Here is a 23,147-nt window from a genome sequence, read left to right on the forward strand (position 1 = left end):
CACACCGGGGCTGCGGCCCGCCTGCTCGCTGTGCAGTGCGCACTGCGTATGGACTCCAAGGGGGAGGTCCGATTGCCGGCCGGGGTCCTGCGCAGTCTTCGCCTCGGCCGCGATCCGGCCCCGTGGAGTGAGCTGGAGCAGGCAAGGTGGCTTTGCAGAACGCCGACTTCCCCGGACGTTGCCGTCAGGGTAGTGGTCGCCCAGATCCTCGACGGCGGGTTGTTTGCTCAGCGACCCGCTCGTCCGGACCGCAGGAGTGCTGCTGACTGGGCGCTGCGCGCGGCAAGGGACGGCTGTGTGGGCGCCGGCGACCCGCCTCTGCGACTGTTCGCCCTCTGCCTAGCGGCACACGCGGAATCCTCGGCCGGTCGCGGGTGCACCGAGATGGACCGGATCGCACGTGAGTGTGGTCTCGCTCCTGCGGCTCTGTTCCCTGTGCTCGACCAGTTGGCGGCGTTTGGCCCCCTCGCCTCATGGAACGTGACCCTTGCCTCGGGAGACCTGTACTGGGAGCTGCTGCCGAAGGGTGATCAGCGGCAGTCGGCCGATCTGACGGCGACGTGAATCCCGAGGGCTGACGCGACCGGCCTGAGACTCGATCCGTTACGGAACGTGTCGTTCGTGCTGCAAACCGTTGCTCGTCCGTCCTCCTTGAGCCGCTGAATGACGACGGCACGGTGCGCGCCATGGGGGCGATTTCCTCCAACTGCTCCGCCCGGTTGGGGAGGTGACGGGGAGGCGCCTATTTTCGGCCGCTACTCACCCCACCAAAGAATCGTTGCTGTGTTCGAATCTGGTCGCTGACCGGGACCGATGGGGTTAGAGTAATCGAACGAGCGTACGATGACCATATCGGATGTATGGCCGAAAAGGGGTGGAGTGATGGAGGTGCGACATGGCGGGCTTCGCCCATCTGCACGTCGCATCCGGTTACTCCGTTCGCTACGGTGCCGCCCACCCCGAGCATCTCGTCCGGCGGGCGGCCGAGCGGGGCATGACGGTGCTCGCGCTCACCGACCGGGACACGGTCACCGGGGTCGTCCGGTTCGCACAGACATGCGCTGGAGTCGGGGTCCGGCCAATCTTCGGTGTCGACCTGGCGGTGGAGGCCCTTGCACCCCCGCCGCCTGCCCAGCAGCGCCGCACCCCGGTGCGTGGTGGTGCACACGTCGTCGAGCCGCCGCTGAGGTTCGTGCTGCTCGCGCAGAACCGGGCGGGATGGGCGCGACTGTGTCGCATTACGTCAGCCGCCCATGCCCATGCCGGGGCCGGTGCGGCACCGGCGGTGCCGTGGGAAGCGTTGCGCAAGTACGGCGGCCCCGGCCTGACTGTGCTGCTCGGACCGCGCTCGGAGCCGGTACGGGCCTTGATGGCTGGGCGCGAAGACGTCGCGATGAAGCTGCTGGCGCCGTGGCGGGAGATCTTCGGTAGTGGAATCAGGCTGGAAGTTGTTGTGCATAAACGTTTCAGCATCGGGCCCGGATCGCTTCGGCTGGCGGCTCGAACGCTGGCGCTGGCCGACCGCACCCGCACCACTGCAGTGCTCTCCAACGCGGTCCGCTACGCCGACCCGGAGCAGCATCGGCTTGCTGATGTCCTGGATGCGGCGAGGCTGCTGCGACCGATCGACCGACGCCGCCTGGACAGCGGGCAGCGTTGGCTCAAGGACGAAAGGGCAATGACGGTCATCTCGCAGATGGTTGCCGAGTGCGCCGGAACGGATACGCGGCGGGCACGCCGCCTGGTGGCGGATACCGCTGTCACGGCGGCCATGTGCGCCGTCGACCCCGAAGTGGATCTCGGGCTTGGCGCGCGGCACTTCCCGGAGCCGGCGCTCTTCGGTGCCAAGCCTGGGAGGGATGGTGCAGCGCAGTTGCTGCGCCAGCAGTGTGAGGCCGGTATGGCCCGACGCGGCCTGGACCGCGACCGAGCGGCGCTTGGCCGGATGGACGAAGAACTCGATGTGATCTCCAAGTTGGCTTACGACTCCTATTTCCTTGCTGTCGGCCAGGTGGTGGCCGACATCCGGGAGAGGGGCATCAGGGTCGCGGCCCGCGGCTCGGGCGCCGGGTCGATGGTTTGCCACGCGCTGGGAATCGCCACGGCGAACCCGCTCGACCACCGGCTGCTGTTCGAACGCTTCCTGAGCGTGCGCCGGGCATCGCTGCCCGACATCGACATCGACGTGGAATCCGCCCGGCGGCTGGAGTGCTACGACGCGATCTTCGACCGGTTCGGCAAGGAACGGGTGGCGGTCACCGCGATGCCCGAGACCTACCGGGCCCGCCGGGCCCTGCGGGACACCGGCCTGGCGCTGGGCATAGCGCCGGCAGAGGTCGACCGGATCGCCAAGAGCTTCCCGCACCTGAGAGCCTCGGACATCACCGGCGCGCTCGCCGAGCTGCCGGAACTGCGGCAGCTGGCGTCCGAGGCACACCGGTACGGACCTCTGTGGGAGCTTGCCGAAGGCCTCGACTCCCTGGTCCACGGCATGGCCATGCACCCCTGCGGCGTGGTCATCAGCGACGCGACCCTCCTGGACCGGCTGCCGGTGCAGCCCACACCGCAGGGCGACTACCCCATGGCCATGGCGGCAAAGGAGGAGATCGAAGACCTGGGCAATATCAAACTCGACGTCCTGGGTGTCCGCATGCAGTCCGCGATGGCCCACGCCGTCACCGAGATCGAACGGACGACCGGCAACCACATCGACCTGGACGACCCACAGCAGGTACCGCTCGACGACGTCTTCGCATTCAAACTCATCCAGGAGAGTCAGACCCTGGGCCTGTTTCAATTGGAGTCACCTGGTCAGCAAGATCTTTTGTCGAGACTGCAGCCACGCGATCCTCAGTACGTCATCGCGGACATCAGTCTCTTCCGTCCCGGTCCGGTCGCCGGGGGCATGCCTGAGCGGTACATCGCCGCACGCCATGGCGGCACACCCTCGTACGCCCATCCGGACCTCGAGCCGGTGCTCGCCGACACCTACGGCGTGACCATCTGGCACGAGCAGATCATCGAGACGCTCTCGGTGATGACCGGCTGCGACTACGCGCTGGCCGAGATCGCGCGGCGAGCGCTCGGCGAGAAGGAGCGACTGCCCCGAATCAAGGACTGGTTCCATCACCAGGCACGCGCCCGCGGTTACAGCACGGAGGTGCGGGACGAGGTCTGGAAGACCGTCGAGGCCTTCGGCGCCTACGGCTTCTGCCGGGCGCACGCGGTCGCCTTCGCCGTACCGGCCCTGCAGAGCGCCTGGCTCAAGGCGCACTACCCGGCATTCCTGCTGGCCGGCCTTCTCGAACACGACCCCGGTATGTGGCCCAAGCGCGTCCTCGTCTCCGACGCCCGTCGACGTGGCGTGCCGGTTCTGCCCGTCGACATCAACCACTCCAAGGCGAAGCACACCGTGGAGAAGGCCGACGGAGACCAGTGGGGCGTGCGGCTCGCACTGTCCGCGGTGCACGGCATCAGCGAGAAAGAGTGCGCCCGGATCGAGGAGGGCCAGCCGTACGGATCGCTGTCCGACTTCTGGCAGCGGGCCCATCCCAGCAGACCGGTCGCCGAACGCCTCGCGGAGATCGGCGCCCTGAACTCCCTCCACGACGGACGCCTCACACGACGCGACCTGCTGCTGCAGATCGCTGAACTCCACCGGGCCTCCCGCACCCGATCGGCGGGCAAAGGCCAACTACCCATCGACACGAACGCCGTCGGCGGAGCGGAGCCGAGCGGCCTGCCGGAGATGACTGGACGCGAAGCCCTGAGCGCCGAGCTGAGCACCCTCGGCATCGACGTCTCCAAGCACCTGATGGAACACCACCACCGACTGCTGCGCGAGATCGGCGCGACCGACGCGGCCCACCTGGCCGGAATGCGTCCCGGTCAGCAGGTCCTCGTCGCCGGCGTACGGGCCTCCACCCAGACCCCACCGATCGCCAGCGGCAAGCGCATCATCTTCGTCACCCTGGAAGACGGCTCCGGCTTGGTCGACCTGGCCTTCTTCGAAGACTCCCACCCGGCCTGCGCGCACACCGTCTTCCACAGCGGGCTGCTGCTCGTTCGCGGCACGGTCCAGGTGCGCGGCACCCGCCGCACCGTCGTCGGAACCATGGCCTGGGACTTGGACGAGATCGCTGCCGCCCGCCGCGACAACGGCCCAGAGGCCGCGCTCGCCCTCCTCGGATCCAGTCACCCGCACCCGACTCCTGCACAGCCGCAGCGGACCCTGGCCAACGGCACCACAGGCGCTCGGCTGCACCCGTACGCCGACCTGCAGCCCGCCGGCAACCGGTCGGCAGACCTGAAGAAGTTCGGCTACACCAGCCCGGGGAGTGCAGGATGACCACGCGTCTGCGGCACATCGCCCACCTCCATCTGCACGCCGCATTGAGCAAGGCTCAGTACGACGACGTCATTGAACTGATGTCTGGTGTCACGCCTCACGTCCAGGCCATCCCACCCAACGCCGTCCAGCTCGACCTGACCTCGGCGCTCAGATACTTCGACCTGTCTCCCTACAACGTCGTTCAGTTGACAAAGCTCAGGCTGAAGGCCCTCTACAACATCGACAGCAGCGCCGGGCTCGCTAACAACCGCATGCTGGCTGCCATGGCGGCCGACGCGGCCGCGCCGGGAGACACCACCTGGGTCCCCACCGGACAAGTGACCGACTGGCTGTACCCGCGACCGGTCACCGCGCTGCCAGGGATCGGCCGCGCCACAGCGGAGACGCTCAGCAGGTACGGCCTGCACACCATCGGCCAGATCATCGACATGCCTCCGGCTACCTTGCAGCGACTTTTCGGCGCGGGTCCTGCTCGGCTGCTGGCCGAGCGCGCTCGCGGCCACGACCCCCGCCCGGTCATCCCGTTGGAACCGGCAGCGCACCTGATCGCCGACCTTGTGCTGGAGCGGGACTGCCTGGACCCGGCACAGCATCACCGTGCAGTCCTGGGGCTTGCCTACCAGATTGGCCAACGCCTACGCGGCGAAAGCCAGATCACGAGACGACTCACCCTCACGGTGCGGTACGCCGACCGCAGTTCCACCACCCGCATGCGTACGCTGCCGGAACCCACCAACCACTCACCCGCCCTCGCCGCAACTGCCCTGGGTCTGCTGACCGCCCTCGGGCTGCAGCGAGCGAGAGTCCGCGCCTTCGTGATCCGCGCCGACGGCCTGCTGCCAGCGAACAGTGCCTACCGCCAGCTCTCTCTGGATCCCAGCGATGCCCGTGCCCACGCAGTCGAAGCTGCCGCAGACCGCGCCCGTCGACGCTTCGGGCCGGAGGCTGTACGTCCAGCCGCTCTGGCTGACTGACTGCTCTCAGCGCGGACTGACCGGTTTCGAAACACGGGCCGGAGCACTGTGGCTGGACCCCGTGCCCCTGCCCGAACTCAGCGAATACAGCTTCGCCTTGCGCTATCGAGGCCACTGGGGCATCCGGCTCCGCATGCGGCCCGGACAGCTCGAAGTCGGCGTGCCGCCGTCCGACCGGTTGCCGATCGTCATAGATCTCACGGACCGCGCGGTCTCCCTCGCACCCGGCGAATCCTGCCGGCTGACACTGCGGGGTCACTGATCCCCCGGCCGACCCCGGGCTTGGGCGCCCCCCGCTGCTCACCGGTGCGCGATGACTGCGACGGGCGCGGCCGAGTGATGCAGGACGGCGTGGGTGACCGGGCCGATATGCGCTGCGAGCGGCGCGTCTTGGATACGCCGACCGATGACCACGAGCTCGGCGTCTGCCGACTCGTGCACCAGCTGCCGAGAGGCCCCGCCGAACAGTGCTTGCTCCACGACGTTCACGGAGGGGAACTTCTGTCGCCATGGCATCAGCATGTCGCTCAGCGCCTGTGCGATCTCCTCTCCGGCGTCGACAGCTGCGTAGTGGGTGCAGACCGGCGGCATCGTCCAGCCGTGTACCACTCGGAGACTGGCGGCCCGCCTGGCTGCCGCATCGAAGGCGAACGCCATGACCGCGTCGCAGTCCTGGCGGATGTCGACCCCGAGGACGACGTCACGGTACTCGCCCGACGCTTCGGCCTGTGCCGAGTCCGAGGGCGCGCCTGCGCGCCCCTTGGCCGCCCGTACGAGTACGACCGGCTGCTCGGTGGCGCTCACCGTGGCCAGACCGACCGAACCGAGGAGGAATCCCGCGACGCTGCCCAGCCCTCGGGAACCGAGCACGAGCAGATCTGCTTCGCTGGCGGCGGTCGCCAGACCGGCTGGTGGCTGCTGCCCCGCGAAGTGCCGAGTGGTGACCTCCAGCTGCGGATGGCGTTGCCGCACATCGGCGGCGGCCCTCTCCAGCATCTCCTCGGCCCAGGTGCGCCGCATCTCAGGGGTGATGGCGGGCCGGGTCAGTGCCGAAGGCCCTGCCTCTACGTGAACGAGGTGCAGCGGCACCCTGCGCAGCAGCGCCTCTCGCGCAGCCCACTCGGCGGCGGCGAGGCTTTCCGGTGTGCCGTCCAGACCGACGGCGACATTGCGCGTCATGATGAGAACCTCTTCCGGTCGGATCCGCCACGCGGGATGTGTCTCCGCGCTGCGCCCCTATGGCCGCGCTTCCAGGGTCACTGGCGGTCTGCCCTGACACGAGAGGCCAAGGGGCCCTGGCCGGGCCGAACGGCCCCAGTGACGCTCGAGTCAGCCAGCCCGACAGCGGCGCGTCGAGCACCGCATCCACTCTTACCGGTGTACGCCGGCAGAGTCGTTTTCATGACCGTCAGCTGTTGGACAGCAGTGGTGGCCTCGTTGCCGAACGGTTGGTACCGCTCGCCGTCCAGACAGGTCCGGTCGGCCCTGGCGTCGGGTGGGCGGGGCAGGAAGGCTGGCGTGGGAGCGCCAGCATTGCGACGACGTTGGCCGCCCGGGGACTCGGCCTGCGACGTACGGACGCCGATGGCGCCAATGACACCCCCATCGAAAGGGGCAGACGACATGAATCGGCCCGTCGTAGCAGCAATCGATGATTCGCCGGCCAGCCTGGCGGCGGCGGACTGGGCGGCGAGGCAAGCTTTGTACCGCAAGCTGCCGCTGTCCTTGGTGCACGTGAGTCCCGAGCGTCCCTCAGGAGAGGCAATACCGGTCTCGACCGCTGCGCCGCGGGACGGGGTGCCCCGGCTGATCTCTGAAGAGGCTCGTCGGGACATGGTCGACAGCGAGCTGGACATCCTGACGGTCCAGTTGGAGGGGAATCCGCGCAAGGTGCTTCTCCGTGAGGCGGCCGGTGCTGAAATGCTGGTACTCGGTTCGCGACCTCTCAGGGATTTGGGGGGCTTCGTTCTTGGGGGCCTGGGTCTGCACCTGGCTGCTCACTCGGAACGGCCGGTGATCATCGTTCGACAGCCGGAGGAGGCCGAGGGGGGTCGTGTGGGGGAGCCCGTCCATGCCCCGATCATGGTGCTGGGCCTCGATACGGAGAATCGGGCCGACGACTTGATTGACTTCGCCTTCCGCGCAGCACAGGCCGCTGGGGCCAGCCTCCGCATCGTTAGCGCGGCGGCTCTGCCGGTCTTCCCGCTTCACCATTTCGTGCCGGTGAGCCCCGAGGAGAGGGTGCGGCTGGAGGAGCGCAAGCGCCCGGCGCTGGAACGAGCGCTTGAGGGATGGGCCGAGAAGTTCCCAGAGGTGCAGGTCGACACCGCGATCGTCGTGGGACATGCCGATGAGGTGCTCGTCGATGAGTCCCGGGGCGCTGACATTGTCATTGTGGGACGTCGACGAGCCGTTGGCCCACATCATCTCGGAGCCATCGCTCACGCGGTGGCTCATCACGCGCCGTGCTCGGTCGCGGTGGTTCCGCACAACTGAGTACGACGCAGACGCCGCCTTGGACAGTGCAGCCCGCTGGTGACCTGGCAGGGGCAGATCAGTCCGGTCCGCGGCGGCCACGGTGTCCGCCAAGCAGGCTGCGGCACGCCCGACCGCTCCCGAGGCGGCTCCTGCCGGGCGGGTGAAGGAGTGCGCCGAGCCGGTGTCCGGTGCCGAACCCGCGCCTCTGCTGGTCCGTGACGTCATGGACGTACGGGCCGCATCGGTGCGCGGCGACATGCCGTTCCTGGACATCGCCCGGGAGCCTGACCCGTGAACACGTCGGATCTCTGCCGGTGGTCGATGCCGACGACCTGTGATGGGTGTGGTGTCGGAGTCTGACCTGCTGGCGAAGGCCGCGGTGGAGGCGTCCCGACACGAACCCGGCGCGATCGGCCCGCTGAGGCAACGGCGGCTGCATGACAAGGCCCGTGCCGAGACCGCCGAGACGCTGATGACCACTCCTGCCGACACCGTGTTCCCTGGTTCGACCGTCGCCGAGGCCACCTGACTGGTGTCCTTGTCGCGTCTCAAGCGCCTGCCGGTGACGGACCATGAGGGCCGCCCGGTCGGTGTCGTGCACAGGAACGCACTGCTCAACGCGCTGATACACGATGATGCCGGGACTCGCGAGGAGATCGAGTCCCTCGCCGAATCCCGGCTGCCCGGAACACCGTCGAGGTCACCGTGCGCAATGGCGTCGTGGACGTCAGTGGCCGGATGGCGGATGCCGATGTCCCGCGGCTCCTCACGGAGTCAAAGTCATCGACGACGTGACCGTAGTGATCGATCACCTGAACCCTGTCATAGGGTGACGCCGGAGTCCCGAACTCCGTCGGCAGGCACGCGATCCACGTCCTCGCTGTCCTGGCTCCCGCTCGGCCGGGTACCAGAGCGGTCGCCCAGCGTGATGGTGATCTCGGGAGGGACTTGGAGCGTGTTCTTGACGGTGCAGTGTGAGATCACCGCCTGGAACGCCCCGGCGCGGGCCGGGGGCAGTTCCGGGACGTCCACGGAGATGCTCAGCGAACCGACTCGCGCCGGGCGCGCGGAAGCCATCTTGTAGTCAGCGGCGACGCGCAGTCCCTTCCGGGGGATGCCGTGCCGGTCGAGGAAGCGCCCGGCGTAGTGCGCGATGCACGACGTCGCGGCGGCCACGAGCAGTTCCACCGGTGTCGGGGCTGTGTCATGACCACCGTCCGCCACAGGCTGATCAACCGTCAGTACGTGCCCTCGTACCGTTACTTCATAGGCGTCGCCGGAGATGGAAACGGCCTCGGCATGTCCCGGCACGCCCGGCTCGGGTGGCGCGACGGCCTCGGCCTGGAACAGCAGAATCCCGGCGACGCGCCTCGCCTCCTCGGGCGTCAAGGAGGCCCAGACCTCGCTTCGGTCATAGGGCTCGCACACGGTGCCCAGCACCACGCGGCCCATCTCGGCGGGCGGCCCCTCGGGCACGAATCTGGAGACACTGATCGTGCGGCCACACCCTGTGCGCACGTATTCCGCCTGCGTAGCCCGCTGCTTCTCGGACACGATGTCACCATCCGGAATCAATTTCTTGCCTTGTGCCGACTTCAACGCACCGGTAGCCCGACATCCAGCTGCGCGTCCACGTCCACGACCCCCGGCACAGCGCGAGCCAGCCGGACGAGCAGATCGATCAGCGGGCTGTCGCGAACGGTGCCGGTCAGAGTGACGGCGCCGTCCTGGACACGTACGTCCAGAGCTGATGAACCGGCCGGGATCAGACGGGCGACCAGTTCGCCGCGTACCTCCTCGGCGATGTCGGAGTCCGGGCGAAGATAGATCTTCAGCAGGTCGCCCCTGCTGACCACGCCCTTGAGCCGGCCCTCATCGTCCACGACGGGAAGCAACTTCAGACAACCCCGGGCCATGAGCCGGGCGGCGTCGGCGATCGTGGCGTGCGGCGTCAACGTAATGGCCGGGACCGTCATCAGTTGGCCCGCCGTCACCGCGCGGGAGGTGTCCTCGCCCTGTGCCTTGAGGAGCAGATCGGCCTCGGACACGACTCCGACGACGCGGCCTTCGGCCGCGAGCACAGGCAGGGCGCTGATCCGCCACTGCCGCATGATCTCCACGATCTCCCTGAACGGGGCATAGCGACCCACGGCGATTACTGCGTGGGTCGTCACGTCACCAACGGTTCGCAGGCGCTTCATGACGAATCCTCACCGGTGTGCATGTCTCGAGCTCCCAGCGTGGCTGCCGAGGCGACCAGCAGGTAGGGCCGAGCGGGACCGTTCGAGGACTGTTGGGCCCTGATGACACCACGCGCCAGGTGGTTCCATGGAATTGACGAAAGGGTCCCTGAAGGGGACGCGGAGAAGCGGTCGGCGACCGTGCACCGCGCAATCAGGATCCGCGAAAGCGGATGAGCCCCTTCCGCTTGTCTGTTGCCTTCCCCGGCCGGTCGGCTTCCCGGTCCGGCCGGGAGGGTCAGCTGCTCTCTCGACCGTCGGCCGGGTTCGCCATGCGGTCTGCTCGCCATGCGGTCTGCTTGCGGCGGCTCGACGTCCAGGCCGAGGTTGTCGTACTCGTAGCCGATCGTCTGGTGCACGGCCACCACGCCGTCGACGGAACGGCACAGGCGCTCCGAATCGGGCGCGCCGTGCCGTCACCTCCGCCGAGGCCAGTCCCCGCGGCGAGGGTGCTCAGTGCGGCGAAGACGTCCCCTGTCGCGAGGGTCTGCACGGCGGGCCCGGCCTCCCCGGTGGGGGCGGCGGCCCGTGGCCGCCGTCACCGGGGGTCAGTACGGGGGTTCCGGTACCCATGTCGTGCACCCCGGCCGGTCGCCGTCACGACGCGGCCACGCGCACTGCCGTGACCTTGTACTCGGGGCAGGACGTGACGGTGTCCGCGTGGTCGGAGGTGAGGCTGTTCACTCCGCTCGCCGGGAAGTGGAACGAGCAGAAGACCTGGCCGGGGGCGGTCTGTTCGCTGACCCGGGCGACGAGCCGGGCCCGCCCATGCCGGCTCTCCACGGAGACCTGCGTGCCGTCCCGCAGGTCGTACCGGATGGCGTCGTCGGGGTGGATGTCGAGGAAGTCGACCGGGTCGAGTTCGAGGTTGCCGCCGCGGCGGGTCATGCTGCCGGAGTTGTAGTGGGCCCAGCGCCGACCGGTGACCAGGACCAGCGGATAGTCGTCGTCGGGCTGTTCACCGGGTGGGAGATAGGGGGCCGCGGCAAGGTGGGCCCGCCCGTCCGGCGTGGCGAACCTCTCCGCGTACAACGTGGCCTCTCCCGGGCGGCCGGAGTCCGGGCAGGGCCAGGGGACGGCGCCTTCTCGGTCCAGCCGGTCATGGGAGAGACCGGCGAAGACGGGCGCGACCCGTCCGCACTCGGCCAGGGCATCGGCCGGAGTCGCGCAGCCCAGGTCGACTCCCATCACCGCAGCAAGGGAACGTACGACGTCGAAGTCGGTTCGGGCGTCTCCCGGTGGGGGCACGGCGGGGCGGACTCGCTGGAACCGGCGGTCGAAGTTGACGAAGGTGCCGTCTTTCTCCAGCCAGGACGCGACCGGTAGCACGATGTCGGCGTGCCGGGCGGTCTCGGACAGGAACAGTTCGTTGCAGACGACGAGCGAGCATGCGTCGAGGGCCTGGGCCACCCGGTTTGCGTCGGGGTCGGTGGCGCGGACGTCCTCGCCGATGACCCACAGTGCGCGCAGATTCCCGGCCCGTGCGGCGGCGAACATGTCCGGGATCCGCAGGCCGGGCCGGTGCGGAACAGGTACGCCCCACACCGCCTCGGCCCGTGACCGGGCGGCCGGGTCGGTCACCTTTCCGTACCCGGGCAGCAGGTCCGGCAACGCGCCCATGTCGGAGGCGCCTTGGACGTTGTTCTGGCCACGCAGCGGGTTGACCCCGTAGCCGCGGTCTGTGCCCACGGCACCTCGCAGGATCGCGAGGTTGGCCAGCGACCGCACCCCGTCCGTGCCGTGCAGGTGCTCGGTGACGCCCAGGCCGTAAACGATCGCGGGGCGTTCGGCCCGCCCGTAGAGCCGAGCGGCGGCGACCACGTCCGCGGCGGGTACCCCCGTGATGTCCGCGACCTGTTGGGGCGAGTAGTCGTCCAGCAGCTCGGTGAGTTCCGGGAGGCCGGTTGCTCGCCGGCGCAGGAACCCCTCATCGATCAGTCCTTCTGCGAGCAGGACGTGGGCGAGCCCGTGAAACAGCGCGACGTTGGTGCCGGGGCGGGGGCGCAGATGCACGTCGGCATGCAACGCGAGCCCGACGGCGCGGGGGTCGGCGACGACCAACCGGGCCCCACGCAGAACGCGTTGGAGCAGTCGCGCTCCGACCACCGGGTGGGCCTCGACAGGGTTGGCGCCGACCACCAGTAGGCAGTCGGCCCGCTCGACGTCGTCGAAGCTGTCGGTGCCGCCGGAGAGTCCGAAGGAGGCCGTCAGGCCGGCGGCGGACGGGGAGTGACACAGACGCGAGCAGTTGTCGACGTTGTTCGTGCCGATGACAACCCGCATGAACTTCTGAACGAGGTAGTTCTCCTCGTTGGTGGCGCGGGCCGACGAGATCGCCGCCACGGCGTCCGGGCCGCCCGTGTCAACGGCCTCGCGCAACCCCCGGGCGACATGGCCGAGCGCTTCGTCCCAGCCGACCGGCTCCAGATGGCCGTCGCGTCGCAGCAGAGGTCGGGTGAGCCGTTCGGAGGAGGTGAGATATCCGTGCGCGAAGCGGCCCTTGACACACGCGTGCCCCCGGTTGACCGGGCTATCCCGGGCGGGCAGAACGGCGGTGACCTCGCCGTCCTGGGTAGCGACCTCGAGGGAACATCCGACACCGCAGTAGCCGCAGGTGGTGCGCGTCAGCGCCGCCGCGGACCGATTGGCGGAGGTGAGCCCGCGCCCCGGGCCCGGCTCGGTGATTGCACCCGTGGGGCAGATGTCGACACAGCCGCCGCAAGCCACGCAGTCCGACTCGGCCCAGGACCCGCCGGTCCCGGGGGCCACGACGGTGTCCGCTCCCCGCCCGACCAGGGTGAGGGCGAAGGTGCCCTGCACCTCGGCGCACATGCGGACACACCGGCCGCAGGCAATGCACAGGTCGCGGTCGAGGTGCACGTACGGGTGGGACTCGTCCCCGCCCCGGCCTCCAGTGGCCTGTGCCGCCTCGGGGCCGACGCCCATCGACCGGCAGACATGCACCAGCTCGCTGGGGTTGCCGTCGGCGAGGGCCCGCGGCGGCAGGGCGGAGGCGATGAGCTCCACCGCGTCCCGGCGCAGTTGCCGCAGATCGTCGGTGACGGTTTCGACGCGGACACCGGATACGGCCGGGGTCACGCAGGCCGCCGCGATCCGGCCGTCGGCCCGTACGAGACAGGTACGGCAGGAGCCGACCGGGCTGAGCCGGTCGTCGGAGCAGAGCGCGGGCAACTCGATCCCGGCCATCCGTACCGCCACGAGCAGGGAGGCTCCCTCGGGCACCTCGATGCTCGTGCCGTCAACGTCGACCCCGGTCACTGGTCCCATCCCGCCAGCCGGTCCCCGTATGCGCGGGCGAGGCTGTGCACGGCAGGTGGGATCCGGCGGCCGAAGGCACACAGGCTCGCTTCGGCCAGGACATGCGACAGCCGTTCCCACTCATGTCCGGGCGGAGTGCCGGCGGACGCCAGTTCCAGGCCGCGGCGCGAGCCCACGCGGCAGGGTGAGCAGGCGCCGCAGCTCTCGGCGGCGGCGAACTGCCAGATGTGCCGCAGCACTTCCTCGGGTGGCACGCGCTGGTCGAAGGCGACCAGTCCGGCATGACCGAGGGCGGCGCCGCAGGCAGCGAGGTCGGCGGTGGTCAGCGGCACGTCCAGCGCGTCGGCGGCGAGGAAGCCACCCAAGGGCCCGCCGACCTGGAGAGCGGTCAGTTCGGATCCGTCTTTCAGGCCGCCGCCCAGCTCGGTGACGATGCGCCTTACCGGGGTGCCGAGCTCGACTTCGTACGCGCCGGGCCGGGCGAAGCGCTCGGACAGGCAGACCAGCTTCGTCCCGGTTTCGTTGAGAGCCCCGCGCCGGGCGTACGCTCCACCACCCCGGGAGACGATCCACGGGATGGCTGCCAGGGTCTCGACGTTGTTCACCACGGTCGGCGCACCCCACAGCCCGCGCCGGGTCGGGTAGGGCGGCCGCGGCCGGGCGCAGCCCCGGTCCCCCTCCAGGCTCGCGATCAGGGCGGTCTCCTCACCCGCCACGTACGACCCGGCGCCCTCCACCACCTCGACGTCCACAGCCGAGGCCGTGCCGTGGACAGCCGGGCCGAAGTGCCCGTCGGCGTATGCCTGACCGACCGCGTCCCGCATTCGCGCCAGCGCACGCGGATACTCCGAGCGCACCAGCACCACACCCTGGCGGGCACCGCATGCGAAGCAGGCCAGAGCCAAACCTTCCAGCACCCGCTCCGGATCCGCCTCCATCAACAGCCGATCGGCGTAGGAACCGGGATCGCCCTCGTCTCCGTTGACCACCACCACGGTGCCGGGTGCCCGGCCGGCCGCCTCCCACTTCGCCGCGACCCGGAAGCCCGCGCCGCCCCGCCCCCGCAACCCGGAGGCCGCCACTTCCAGCTGTACCTCGTCAGCAGTGCCTGCCGTCACCATCCGCGGCCACACCTGCCAAGCGGGCTCACCGGCCACCACGCCTCCCAGCAGAACGGGGTCTCCGGTGTCGTCCGCGGCCGGGATCTCCGGCGCCCGCGGGGGCTCGCGGCCCGCAAGCTGACCGGCCAGTGTCGGGCCGGTGCAGGGCGTATCCCCGTCGAGCGCCGCGGGACCCGCATAGCAGTACCCCAAACAGCGCACGGCCTGCACAGACGTCGCTCCGTTCGGTGAGGCCGTGCCCGCGGTGATCCCCAGCTCGTGCTCCACCTCAGTGAGATGCCGTCCGGTCTGCGCGGCGAAGCACGCCGTCGCGGCGCAGACCCGGACGTGACGGTGGCCGTGTGGGGCAACGAGGTCCGCGTAGTAGCTGGCCGGTCCGAGCGCAGCGGCAGCGGGCAGGCCGATACCGGCGGCGACAGCCGGAGCCCAGACCTCGGGGCTTTCCGCCGTTTCCGCCCTGGCCTCGGCCAGGGACTTGATCAGCCGATCTCCCGGCCGCCCACGCCGGTCGGCAAGGGCCCGAAACGCGTCGAATCGGTCCGCAGGACCCACGGGAACCATGACCTCATCGTGGAGGCAGCAGCACAAGGCCGCATCCGGGCGTCGGCGGGGTGTCTGCGTGGGGACGGCGGCCCTCGCCTATGGGCTTGGTCCTCCGAGCCGCGGCGTCTCAGGCCGAGCAGCCTCCGAAGGCGGCACGATCGACGACACCTGAGTCATCGGGCAGACCGCGTCCCACGGTGGTCGCCGTGCCCCGGCCGACGACAGCCCCGATCCTGCGCGCCCGCAGGGCCGTGCCAAGGGCGACCGGTCCAAGAGGACGATGCCGCCGACCATGGCGGTGGCGTCGTCCTCAACGCCTGCACAGCCAAGGCCCAGGTGGACGAGGCGAGCCGCTCGCCGAAGACAGCGATGCCGATCAGCACGGCGCCGATCGGCTCCAGGGTGTCGATGAGCGGCAGGCTGATGGCCAGGGAGTCGGTCGGGTATCGGTCGCGCGCTGGTGACAGCACCGTGTTCACGCCCGGGCGCCAGGGGTGTCTCAGCGGACGAGGACAGCCTCGCCCGGGCGGTCACGGCCGCGGCCCAGCCCAGCCCCTCCCGGTCGATGCGGTTTCGCGCAGCGTCGCGGCGGCACCGGGCTCGCCGTGCACCAGGTGCGTCGTGTGGGGTGCGGGAGCACCATTGAGCCAGTCGAGGATCTGGCTGGCGTCGGCGTGCGCCGAAAAGTGCGGGACGTGGCGAGGCGGTGGCTGCACCGAGGGCGCCTTCGGGGTTGATGGTGGTCGACAGCGAAGTGAACTGGTTTGCCGCGGACCCCGCAGCCGAAATCACAAGGCTGACCGGCCCAACGGCCCGGGACCAGTGGACTATGGGTCAAACGGACAACATCCAGCGACGATGGCAGTGACGCATTAGCCAAGCCGGACAGCACGGGTCCGCACCCGCCGTCCGAGTGACCGGGGATGTGATTGTGATGATGTTCTGGTTCGACCACGACGTCAGCGGCTGGGGCTGGTTCGCAATGTCGGCCAGCATGATCCTTTTCTGGGCGCTGATCATCACCGCTGTCGTTCTGCTCTTCCGTGCCCTGGGTCAGACTCCCGAGCACACCCACAGCCCGAACGTGCCGTCACCAGATCAGGTGCTAGCCGAGCGGTTCGCCCGTGGCGAGATCGACGAGGAGGAGTACCGCCGGCGCCTCGCCACGCTGCACACCTCCGGTCCATCCGCCAAGCCTTGACCCGCAGGCCGCAGCCCGCTTGGCAGGGGCCGATCGGGCGGGCCCAGGTCCGAACGGCTCTCCAGTCGTTCCCAGTCGGCCGTATGCGTCGTACGGCTCGTGACGGACGCTCATGACAAAGAATCGCAAACCACTGTGAAAGGTCGGTCATGAAGCATCTGCGAACTGTTGGTGACGTGATGACACACGCGGTGATCGCGGTTGGCCCCGATGAGCCGATCAAGGAAATGGTCGAGAGCATGCGGCAGTGGCGGATCAGCGCCCTGCCCGTTCTCATGGGCGACGGTCGCGTCGCCGGCGTGGTCTCCGAGGCCGATCTACTGGTGAAGGCGCAGGGGGACGACACGTCAGGGGCAGTGACGGCGCGTCAGCTGATGACCGCTCCGGCGATGACGGTGTCGGCCGAGGCGACGGTCGCCGGAGCCGCTCGGCTGATGGCGCGCGGGCATCTCAAGCGGCTCCCCGTCGTCGACGGCGAGGGTCACCTCGTGGGTGTCGTCAGCCGTGGCGACCTACTGAAGATCTATCTCCGTCCCGACGCCGACATCGCGGAGGAGGTACGGAGCGAGCTGGTCGCGCAGCTGGTCCCGGTCGGCTCAGGAACGGTCCACGTGCATGTCGAGGACGGGCTCGTCACTCTGACCGGCACGGTTTCCGATACCTCACTACCGGACGTACTCGTCCGTGCCGCCCGGACAGTGCCGGGCGTCGTGAACGTGGGGGCAGAGATCGATGTGAAGTTGCCGGTGCACTGAGCGCAGCGCGGCCTGTTCGGGTCCACACGGGCCTGCCGGAGGAGGTCCCGACCAATGGCTGGAACCGTCACCGCGGGCCTCGCACTACGGTGCGAGGTCCCGACGCGCGAGCAGCACGAACGCCGCGGTCAGTCCGGCCAGGCCGGCACCTGCCAGAACGCCGAACGAGGCCCACGGGACCGTGCCGTCGGCCAGGGCGTCACCAGGTGTGTAGTAGTGGAACGGGCTGACGAAGCGCAATGGCGCCGCCCTGGACCAGGCCAGCGCGACGAAGTTCACGGCGAATCCCACGGATCCGAGGGCTATCGTCGCCCCGACCACCTGACCTCTCCTTCGACCCACTGCCGAGACGGCGAGCGCAAAACCGGTCAGGCAGAGGGCGAAGCCGCAGCCGAGCAGCCCCGCGGAGAAGACACCAGTGATCGGCACCTCGCGGTGCAGGCGCGGTGAGAGCAGAACTCCGGCGGCCATGGTGCCTGTGGCCGCCGCGTTGAGCAGCACGGAGGCGAGGGCGAGTGCGGCCGTCCGCTCGGCCAGCAGTCGTCCCCGAGAGACGGGGCGGACCATGAGAAGTTCGATCGTCCCTGACTCCACGTCCGCGGCCACCGCGGCGGCTGCGAGCGAGCCGATCACCGTGAGCTGCATGGCAATCCAGAAGGGGTGGACCAATCCAGCGCCCAGCAGTCCGGGATAACTGGCGATCGACACATCGCCAGTGGAACCGCTGAAGGCCTTGAACGCACCCGGCGGCGTTCCTCCCTGCCCGCCGAACAGCTGCGTGGGCGGAATCGTGTTGGCGATCACCACGATGAGGCTTTCGAAGACGACCATCCCGAGGGCCAGCGCCGCGAGCATCCGACGGCGGCGGTGCAGCGCCAGCCACAGCAGCGCAAAGCGGCTTCTCACGGCTGGTCCTCGGTACCCGGATGGCGGTAGAAGTCGAGGAAGGCCTCGTCCAGGCCCGCTTCCTCGACCGTCAGGTCTCCGACCGGCAGTGTGAGCAGGTCGCGAAGAGCATCCACCACCTGATCGGGCGGTACGAGCAGCTCGACCTGTTCGCCCGACCAATTCGGCGCCCACTGTTCGGCCGCACCGAGCGGGCGCCGCCCCTGCCCGTCCGTGAAGGTGAGCCGGACCTTTCTGGCGCGGGCTTCGCGCAGGGCCGCCACTCTGCGTACGGTCACCAGACGCCCCTCCCGGACAATCGCCACGCGCTCGCAGGTGCGCTGCACCTCGGGCAGCACATGGCTGGAGAGCAGAACGGTGCGTCCCGCCGCCACGGCCTCCGCCAGCAGTTCGAAGAACGTCTCCTGGACCAACGGGTCCAGGCCTTCGGTCGGCTCGTCGAGCACCACCAGCTCGGGGTCGTGCTGCAACGCCTGGACGAGTCCCAGCTTCTGCTTCATCCCGCGCGAGTACTCCAGGACGCGGCGCCCGAGGACCGCGTCGGACAGCGCGAGCCGCTCGCACAGTTCCGCGCAGCGCGGCACCGCCGTCCCCTGCAGGTCGGCCAGCAGCTCAAGTGTTTGCCGGCCTGTCAACTCCGGGTACAGCCGCAGCTCACCGGGCAGATAACCGAGTGCCGGCGTCAGCCGGAGGTGGTCGGCAATGGGATCCAGGCCCAGCACACGGACCCGCCCGGACGTCGGCCGCAGGAGCCCGACCAGGCAGCGGATGGTCGTCGTCTTGCCCGCCCCGTTGGGGCCGAGGAATCCGAACACCTCGCCCCTGTTCACGGTGATGTCCAGCCGCTCGACGCCGATGGTCTTCCCGTACCGTTTCGTCAGGGCATTGAGTTCGATCGCCGGTGTCGCGCTCTGCACCGTCCCGCCTCCCTCTTGCCGACGAAGGCGCCGTTCGCCGTCCTCCTGCCGGGCAGGACGCAGGCAACGCGGCTCAGGCGGCCTCGGTCGGGCCGACTCCTGCCTTGCTGTCCGGCCGGATAATGACCACCGGACACGTGGCGTGCAGAGCACATTGCTGGCTCACAGAGCCCAGGAGAGCACGGGCGAAACCACCCCGCCCCCGGCTGCCCACCACCAGCACCTCAGCCCCCTCCGCCGCGGCGAGCAGCACCGCCACCGGATTGCCACGCACCAGACTTTCCCGCACCTCCACGGACGGCGCGTACCCGACCACACTGCGCAGCTCTTCGGCGAACCCGGAGCGCGCCACCTCCTCGTCGAGATCGGCGTCCACCGCCGGAGCAGACCAGCCGTGCATCCCCGGAAGCTCCCACGCACCCACTGCCTCCACGAAGCCCCCGATGAGACCGGCATACCTGATCGCCCACCGCAGGGCCGTCTGCGACGACAGCGAACCATCGACACCCACCACAACCCGGCCTGCCGATGCTTTGCTCTCCATACCCTGTCGCCTTTCTCGCACGGACCTCTGTAATCCACGCTGCCCGCCCTCAGCGAAGCCCGCCATGCGAAGACCGGCCCCGGCACCGCACGCAGACCCGCAGGGTGGCTTGCTGAGTCGTGCCTACCGCGGGAACGTGCACAGCCCCGTCCCGCTCTGTCCAGCGAAACCGTCACGGGGTGCAAAGCTCCCTGGCAATCCCATCCGCCCAGGTGTCAATGGCCGGCCAGTCGCGGTAGTCGCCGTACCTGAGGCCCATCAGCCGGAAGATCACTCGCCCGGTGACGGGCAGCTGGCTGGGCTTGATGACACCCGACAGGAGGCGATGGGTCCTGTAGGGGATGTGATCGGGGAGGTCGTCGATGATGACCGTTTCCTCCTTGCCGGCCAAGCGCCTCCACGGACCGCGCATCGCGCCGGGCATCCCCACGCTGAAAATCCACACGGGGCGGACCGGGAACAGATGACTGTTGCGGTGCACAAAGTCCTTCGCCGCGTCCAGCCAGGCCTGCCCATGGACCGCGCTGCCGAGCACGAACGCCTCGTACGCGTCCTCGTCCTCGACCTCGCTCATGGGCCGCACATCGGCCTTCAGACCCGCCTCGCCGAGTCGTGCCCCGATGCGCTCCGCGATCTCCCGTGTGGAGCCGTGTGCGGTGGCGTATCCCACCAGAACGTTCATGGCTTCGCCTCTCTGTTGTGCCAGTGCGCGGCGTGGCGGTGATCGTCAAGACGGTGCGGCTGACCGTCAACCGCTGACGCGCTGGACCGTTCGAGCGACAGGAACTCCGAGGCATCGGCGAGGGCCAGTGAGTGGGGATAGTCATCCTCATCGATGGGTACGCCCGTGCGATCGGACATAAGTGCAGCAGTACACGTCGTCCGGGCCCACATCCAGGACGTACGCGGCGGTGATGTGGTGGGCGACGACGGCAGACATGGACCGCGCCCTTGGGGACATCGGTGGCCGCTGGTGAAGTGCAGCAGCGCGGCCCTCTCGTCGGGGCCCGTGCGCGGCACGGTGAAGTCCTCGTCCGCCTCCGCGAGCAGCGTTCCAGGAAAAGGGCGCCCTCCAGGTCCTGCCGGCGCTCCCCGGCAATCAGCACATATTCAAGCTCCGGCAAGCGCTCCCCGACAGAGGCGACCGACGCACCGACCGTGTGACGGGGCTCCGGACGCAAGACAGGCCGCGATCACACCGGCTGCGGTACGACGGCCACGGGGCAGTCGGCGTGGTGCAGCACGGCATGCGCCACCCGGCCGAGCTCGAGACCGAAGTGGCCCTGGCGCCGCTGTGCGCCGACGACGAGCAGATCCGCAGCGGCCGAGCGCTGCACCAGCACCTTGTGGGCCGGGCCTTCGACCGTGGTCCGGTGCACTTGCACGGCCGGGTTGTCACGTACGGACTCCCCAAGCGCCTCGTCCAGCAGCGTCGCGGCCTGCTCCTCGTAGTAGCGGGCAGGATCGCCGGCGAGCAGCGGATGGTCCGTTGTCTCTTGCGCCGGGCGGCGCCAGGCACGGACCGCATCGAGGTTGCAGCCGCGGGCTTCGGCCTCGCGCAGGGCGAACGTGACCGCCGCCCGTCCCCCGGCGGTGTCGGCCACGCCGAGGAGGATCCGCCCGTGCGTGCTCCCGAGTGCCGCCTTGTCGCCGCGCACCACGATGACCGGGCAGTGCGCCCGGGCCGCCACGGTCAGACCGACCGAGCCCAGCAGCAGCCCCCTCAACTCCCCACGGCCGCGCGATCCCGTGACCACCGCCGAGGCTTTGCTGCTTTCGCGAAGAAGCACGGTTACCGGGTCGTCGGTAAGTACCTCTGCCGAAACCTTCACATCCGGGTTCCGTCGGCCGGCTCGTTCGGCGGCCGATCCGACGATGTTCTCCGCGAAGACCTGCTCGTGAGGACGTCCGAGGCTCCCGGCAAGAGCGACGCCCTCGTAGTGCTCCCACTTGGAGGCGTACACCAGCCGCAGTGGCACTCCATAACGCGCTGCCTCGTCCACCGACCAGTCGAGTGCCTGGCGGCTGGACTCGGATCCGTCGACACCCACGACCAAGGGCAGCTCCATCGTGCCCACCGCCTTCCGTTCGGCTGAGGGGAGAAGTTCCCGTTGTCACCGTCGCATTTGGGGCGGGCCGCTCGGGAGGGGCGGTTCGGCCCTGGTACGGGCTCTTCGGCCCAACGCCGCCGCGAACCATCGCACCCATATTTCTCGGCACCGTCCGCCGGGCGAAGCGGCGCTGTCGGGGGCGGGGCCGCCGCTGCATCGTCGACTCGGCTCAGTCCGTTTCCATGTAGGGGCGGCGGAAGACAGGGGCTTGGCCGGTGCCGTTGGGGCGTACGGCTGCCAGCGCTTGTACGACCGCGGCCTCCAAGGGACCGCTGGTGTCGACCGTGACGGCTTCCGTCCATGGCGGCTCTTTGCTTGCCATGGCGGTGGCCACGTCGAGGTCGGCGTCGGATGCTCCGGGGGCGCGCGTACGCAGGCGGGCCGCCGACACGGCGTCCGGCACCTGGCAGTGCAGGGCCACCAGGTCGGCGCTGACGCGTTCGGCCATGCGCAGGGCAGCTTCGCGCTGTTCCGCATCGGACCAGGTGGCGTCCAGGACGACGGACTCGCCCGAGGACAACAGGGCGGACGCACGGTCGAGCAGGGCCGTGTAGGTCTTGGCGGTCCATTCGGGTGTGTACAGGCCTTCGCCGTAGCCGGTCGCGGCGGACACCTCTGCGGGGATGCCCGCCAGCTCTTTGCGGAGACGGTCGCTGCTGAGGAGCGTGACGCCGAGGCGATCGGCCAGCGCGCCGGAGAGTGTGGACTTGCCGCTGCCCGGTAGCCCGCCGACGAGTGTGAGGCCGACAGCGGACGTCCGCAGGTGACGCAGCGCTGTCAGGACCAGTCGCCGTGACGCGGCCTCAGTGCCGGGCGCGCCCTGCCGGGCCTGGATCAGCGAGACCTTGGCACGGACGAAGGCGCGGTAGGCGACATAGTGGTGCCGCAGGGACGGCGGTGCCGGGTCGCCGGAGTACTCGCTGTACTGGGCAAGGAAGAACCCCGCGGCCTCCGGGGCTCCCAGCTGTTCCAGGTCCATGGCAAGGAAGGCGGCGTCGTCGAGGCCGTCGACGTAGCGCAGGTGGTCGTCGAACTCCAGGCAGTCCAGGAGGCGGGGGCCGTCGTCGAGGCAGAAGATGTCCTCTGCGAGCAGGTCGCCGTGGCCGTCGACGATCCGCCCCTGCGCGATGCGCGTGTCGAACAGCTGCTTGCGGCCGACGAGGTAGCGGCGCACCAGTCGCTCGACCTCCTCCACCTCGTCGGAAGCGTGTGCGTCGCCGGCCAGCGCGCGTACCTGCGCGAAGCTCGCTTCCCAGCGCGAGGACAGCGCGTCCCGAGTGCCCTGCTCGTCCACGTCCCGGCTGCGGGGCGCATCCGCGTGATGGGTGGCGAGCTGCCGGGCGACAGTCCGCAGGGCACCGTCGACGACGACGCCCTCGCTTATCAGCCGGGAGAGGCGGCGCTCCGCCGGCATGCGGCGCATCACGACGAGGGGTTCTGGGGTGTCCGCGCCCGGGCTGCGAAATTCTCCCAGGCCCAGATAGACGTCGGGGGCGAAGCGACGGTTGAGAGCCAGTTCCCGCTCGCACGCCGCACGCCGAGCCGCCACGGTGGAGTAGTCCAGGAATTCCAGGTCCACCGGCTTCTTGAGCTTGTAGGCACGGTCGCCGACGAAGAAAACGACCGCCGTATGGGTTTCGCAGACCTCTGCTCGCGGGAGCGGCGTTGCATCGATGCCGGTGCATGTCCGGAGCACAGATGCGTCGGTTCGGAGTGTGGACATCGTG

General features: G+C 69.5%; 20 protein-coding genes and 1 pseudogene. 9 read left to right on the plus strand and 12 right to left on the minus strand.

From position 1 onward, the window contains the following. Nucleotides 1-384: 384 nt before the first annotated feature. From OG735_RS08905 to OG735_RS08920, 4 genes and pseudogenes are all read left to right on the plus strand, one after another. Entirely contained in the window at nt 385-564 is a 180-nt protein-coding gene (locus tag OG735_RS08905; protein WP_327322588.1) for a hypothetical protein, read from the plus strand. A 331-nt stretch (nt 565-895) separates the two neighbouring features. Continuing rightward, nucleotides 896-4,348, plus strand: coding sequence for a DNA polymerase III subunit alpha (locus tag OG735_RS08910; protein ID WP_327322589.1), 3,453 nt, complete (start codon nt 896-898; stop codon nt 4,346-4,348). Beyond that, nucleotides 4,345-5,325, plus strand: coding sequence for a DNA polymerase Y family protein (locus OG735_RS08915; protein ID WP_327322590.1), 981 nt, complete (start codon nt 4,345-4,347; stop codon nt 5,323-5,325). Before OG735_RS08910 ends, OG735_RS08915 begins: the two co-directional genes overlap by 4 nt. After that, nucleotides 5,324-5,587 (plus strand): annotated as a pseudogene (locus OG735_RS08920) (glycosyl hydrolase family 65 protein); the annotation flags it as partial. The gene OG735_RS08915 and the pseudogene OG735_RS08920, both read left to right, overlap by 2 nt. 38 nt (nt 5,588-5,625) lie before the next feature. Here OG735_RS08920 and OG735_RS08925 read toward each other — a convergent pair. Next, nucleotides 5,626-6,504: a universal stress protein gene (locus OG735_RS08925; protein WP_327322592.1), complete on the minus strand. Its 879-nt coding sequence runs from the start codon at nt 6,502-6,504 to the stop codon at nt 5,626-5,628. Between the two features lie 444 nt (nt 6,505-6,948). Between OG735_RS08925 and OG735_RS08930 the strand changes: the two genes are divergently transcribed. The 3 genes from OG735_RS08930 to OG735_RS08940 all read left to right on the plus strand — a co-directional run bounded on the left by OG735_RS08930 (nt 6,949) and on the right by OG735_RS08940 (nt 8,332). Beyond that, entirely contained in the window at nt 6,949-7,821 is an 873-nt protein-coding gene (locus OG735_RS08930) for a universal stress protein (RefSeq protein ID WP_327322593.1), read from the plus strand. Between the two features lie 82 nt (nt 7,822-7,903). Then, a complete protein-coding gene (locus OG735_RS08935) occupies nt 7,904-8,098 on the plus strand; it encodes a hypothetical protein (protein WP_327322594.1) in 195 nt (64 codons plus the stop codon). A gap of 51 nt (nt 8,099-8,149) precedes the next feature. Then, nucleotides 8,150-8,332 carry a hypothetical protein gene (locus tag OG735_RS08940; RefSeq protein ID WP_327322595.1) on the plus strand — a complete coding sequence of 61 codons (183 nt, stop codon included), beginning with the start codon at nt 8,150-8,152 and terminating at the stop codon, nt 8,330-8,332. 293 nt (nt 8,333-8,625) lie between these two features. On the opposite strand, the gene OG735_RS08945 is transcribed toward OG735_RS08940, so the two are convergent. The 5 genes from OG735_RS08945 to OG735_RS08965 all read right to left on the minus strand — a co-directional run bounded on the left by OG735_RS08945 (nt 8,626) and on the right by OG735_RS08965 (nt 15,702). Beyond that, nucleotides 8,626-9,357 carry an OsmC family protein gene (locus OG735_RS08945; protein ID WP_327322596.1) on the minus strand — a complete coding sequence of 244 codons (732 nt, stop codon included), beginning with the start codon at nt 9,355-9,357 and terminating at the stop codon, nt 8,626-8,628. A 41-nt stretch (nt 9,358-9,398) separates the two neighbouring features. Next, complete coding sequence (locus OG735_RS08950; protein ID WP_327322597.1) at nt 9,399-10,004, minus strand: CBS domain-containing protein; 606 nt, start codon at nt 10,002-10,004, stop codon at nt 9,399-9,401. Nucleotides 10,005-10,640: 636 nt separating this feature from the next. Beyond that, a complete protein-coding gene (fdhF, locus tag OG735_RS08955; RefSeq protein WP_442812394.1) occupies nt 10,641-13,322 on the minus strand; it encodes a formate dehydrogenase subunit alpha in 2,682 nt (893 codons plus the stop codon). Then, a complete protein-coding gene (locus OG735_RS08960; protein WP_327322599.1) occupies nt 13,319-15,004 on the minus strand; it encodes an NAD(P)H-dependent oxidoreductase subunit E in 1,686 nt (561 codons plus the stop codon). The genes fdhF and OG735_RS08960 overlap by 4 nt, the downstream gene beginning before the upstream one ends. A gap of 512 nt (nt 15,005-15,516) precedes the next feature. Further along, complete coding sequence (locus OG735_RS08965) at nt 15,517-15,702, minus strand: MBL fold metallo-hydrolase RNA specificity domain-containing protein (protein WP_327322600.1); 186 nt, start codon at nt 15,700-15,702, stop codon at nt 15,517-15,519. A 218-nt stretch (nt 15,703-15,920) separates the two neighbouring features. Between OG735_RS08965 and OG735_RS08970 the strand changes: the two genes are divergently transcribed. Continuing rightward, complete coding sequence (locus tag OG735_RS08970; RefSeq protein ID WP_327322601.1) at nt 15,921-16,187, plus strand: SHOCT domain-containing protein; 267 nt, start codon at nt 15,921-15,923, stop codon at nt 16,185-16,187. A 149-nt stretch (nt 16,188-16,336) separates the two neighbouring features. Continuing rightward, nucleotides 16,337-16,942: a CBS domain-containing protein gene (locus OG735_RS08975; RefSeq protein ID WP_327322602.1), complete on the plus strand. Its 606-nt coding sequence runs from the start codon at nt 16,337-16,339 to the stop codon at nt 16,940-16,942. A gap of 84 nt (nt 16,943-17,026) precedes the next feature. Here the strand turns inward: OG735_RS08975 and OG735_RS08980 are convergent, their stop codons facing one another. The 6 genes from OG735_RS08980 to OG735_RS09005 all read right to left on the minus strand — a co-directional run bounded on the left by OG735_RS08980 (nt 17,027) and on the right by OG735_RS09005 (nt 23,143). Continuing rightward, nucleotides 17,027-17,848 (minus strand): ABC transporter permease subunit, encoded by an 822-nt coding sequence (locus OG735_RS08980; RefSeq protein ID WP_327322603.1) that lies wholly within the window; start codon nt 17,846-17,848, stop codon nt 17,027-17,029. Beyond that, entirely contained in the window at nt 17,845-18,765 is a 921-nt protein-coding gene (locus tag OG735_RS08985; RefSeq protein WP_327322604.1) for an ABC transporter ATP-binding protein, read from the minus strand. Before OG735_RS08985 ends, OG735_RS08980 begins: the two co-directional genes overlap by 4 nt. A 73-nt stretch (nt 18,766-18,838) precedes the next feature. Beyond that, on the minus strand, nt 18,839-19,309 hold the full coding sequence (locus OG735_RS08990; protein WP_327322605.1) for a universal stress protein: 471 nt from the start codon (nt 19,307-19,309) through the stop codon (nt 18,839-18,841). Nucleotides 19,310-19,481: 172 nt separating this feature from the next. Further along, nucleotides 19,482-19,991: a flavodoxin domain-containing protein gene (locus OG735_RS08995; protein WP_327322606.1), complete on the minus strand. Its 510-nt coding sequence runs from the start codon at nt 19,989-19,991 to the stop codon at nt 19,482-19,484. Between the two features lie 511 nt (nt 19,992-20,502). Beyond that, nucleotides 20,503-21,378, minus strand: a complete 876-nt coding sequence (locus OG735_RS09000) for a universal stress protein (protein WP_327322607.1) — start codon at nt 21,376-21,378, stop codon at nt 20,503-20,505. A gap of 211 nt (nt 21,379-21,589) precedes the next feature. Then, entirely contained in the window at nt 21,590-23,143 is a 1,554-nt protein-coding gene (locus OG735_RS09005) for a bifunctional aminoglycoside phosphotransferase/ATP-binding protein (protein ID WP_327322608.1), read from the minus strand. Between the last annotated feature and the right edge of the window lie 4 nt (nt 23,144-23,147).

The organism is Streptomyces sp. NBC_01210 (assembly GCF_036010325.1).
Lineage (GTDB): Bacteria > Actinomycetota > Actinomycetes > Streptomycetales > Streptomycetaceae > Streptomyces.

Excerpts from the sequence above, each read along its gene's own strand:
- OG735_RS08905 (WP_327322588.1), top strand. The coding sequence starts at position 385 with ATGGACCGGATCGCACGTGAGTGTGGTCTCGCTCCTGCGGCTCTGTTC.
- OG735_RS08910 (WP_327322589.1), top strand. The coding sequence starts at position 896 with ATGGCGGGCTTCGCCCATCTGCACGTCGCATCCGGTTACTCCGTTCGC.
- OG735_RS08915 (WP_327322590.1), top strand. The coding sequence starts at position 4,345 with ATGACCACGCGTCTGCGGCACATCGCCCACCTCCATCTGCACGCCGCA.
- OG735_RS08925 (WP_327322592.1), bottom strand. The coding sequence starts at position 6,504 with ATGACGCGCAATGTCGCCGTCGGTCTGGACGGCACACCGGAAAGCCTC.
- OG735_RS08930 (WP_327322593.1), top strand. The coding sequence starts at position 6,949 with ATGAATCGGCCCGTCGTAGCAGCAATCGATGATTCGCCGGCCAGCCTG.
- OG735_RS08950 (WP_327322597.1), bottom strand. The coding sequence starts at position 10,004 with ATGAAGCGCCTGCGAACCGTTGGTGACGTGACGACCCACGCAGTAATC.
- OG735_RS08960 (WP_327322599.1), bottom strand. The coding sequence starts at position 15,004 with ATGGTTCCCGTGGGTCCTGCGGACCGATTCGACGCGTTTCGGGCCCTT.
- OG735_RS08970 (WP_327322601.1), top strand. The coding sequence starts at position 15,921 with ATGATGTTCTGGTTCGACCACGACGTCAGCGGCTGGGGCTGGTTCGCA.
- OG735_RS08975 (WP_327322602.1), top strand. The coding sequence starts at position 16,337 with ATGAAGCATCTGCGAACTGTTGGTGACGTGATGACACACGCGGTGATC.
- OG735_RS08990 (WP_327322605.1), bottom strand. The coding sequence starts at position 19,309 with ATGGAGAGCAAAGCATCGGCAGGCCGGGTTGTGGTGGGTGTCGATGGT.
- OG735_RS08995 (WP_327322606.1), bottom strand. The coding sequence starts at position 19,991 with ATGAACGTTCTGGTGGGATACGCCACCGCACACGGCTCCACACGGGAG.
- OG735_RS09000 (WP_327322607.1), bottom strand. The coding sequence starts at position 21,378 with ATGGAGCTGCCCTTGGTCGTGGGTGTCGACGGATCCGAGTCCAGCCGC.
- OG735_RS09005 (WP_327322608.1), bottom strand. The coding sequence starts at position 23,143 with ATGTCCACACTCCGAACCGACGCATCTGTGCTCCGGACATGCACCGGC.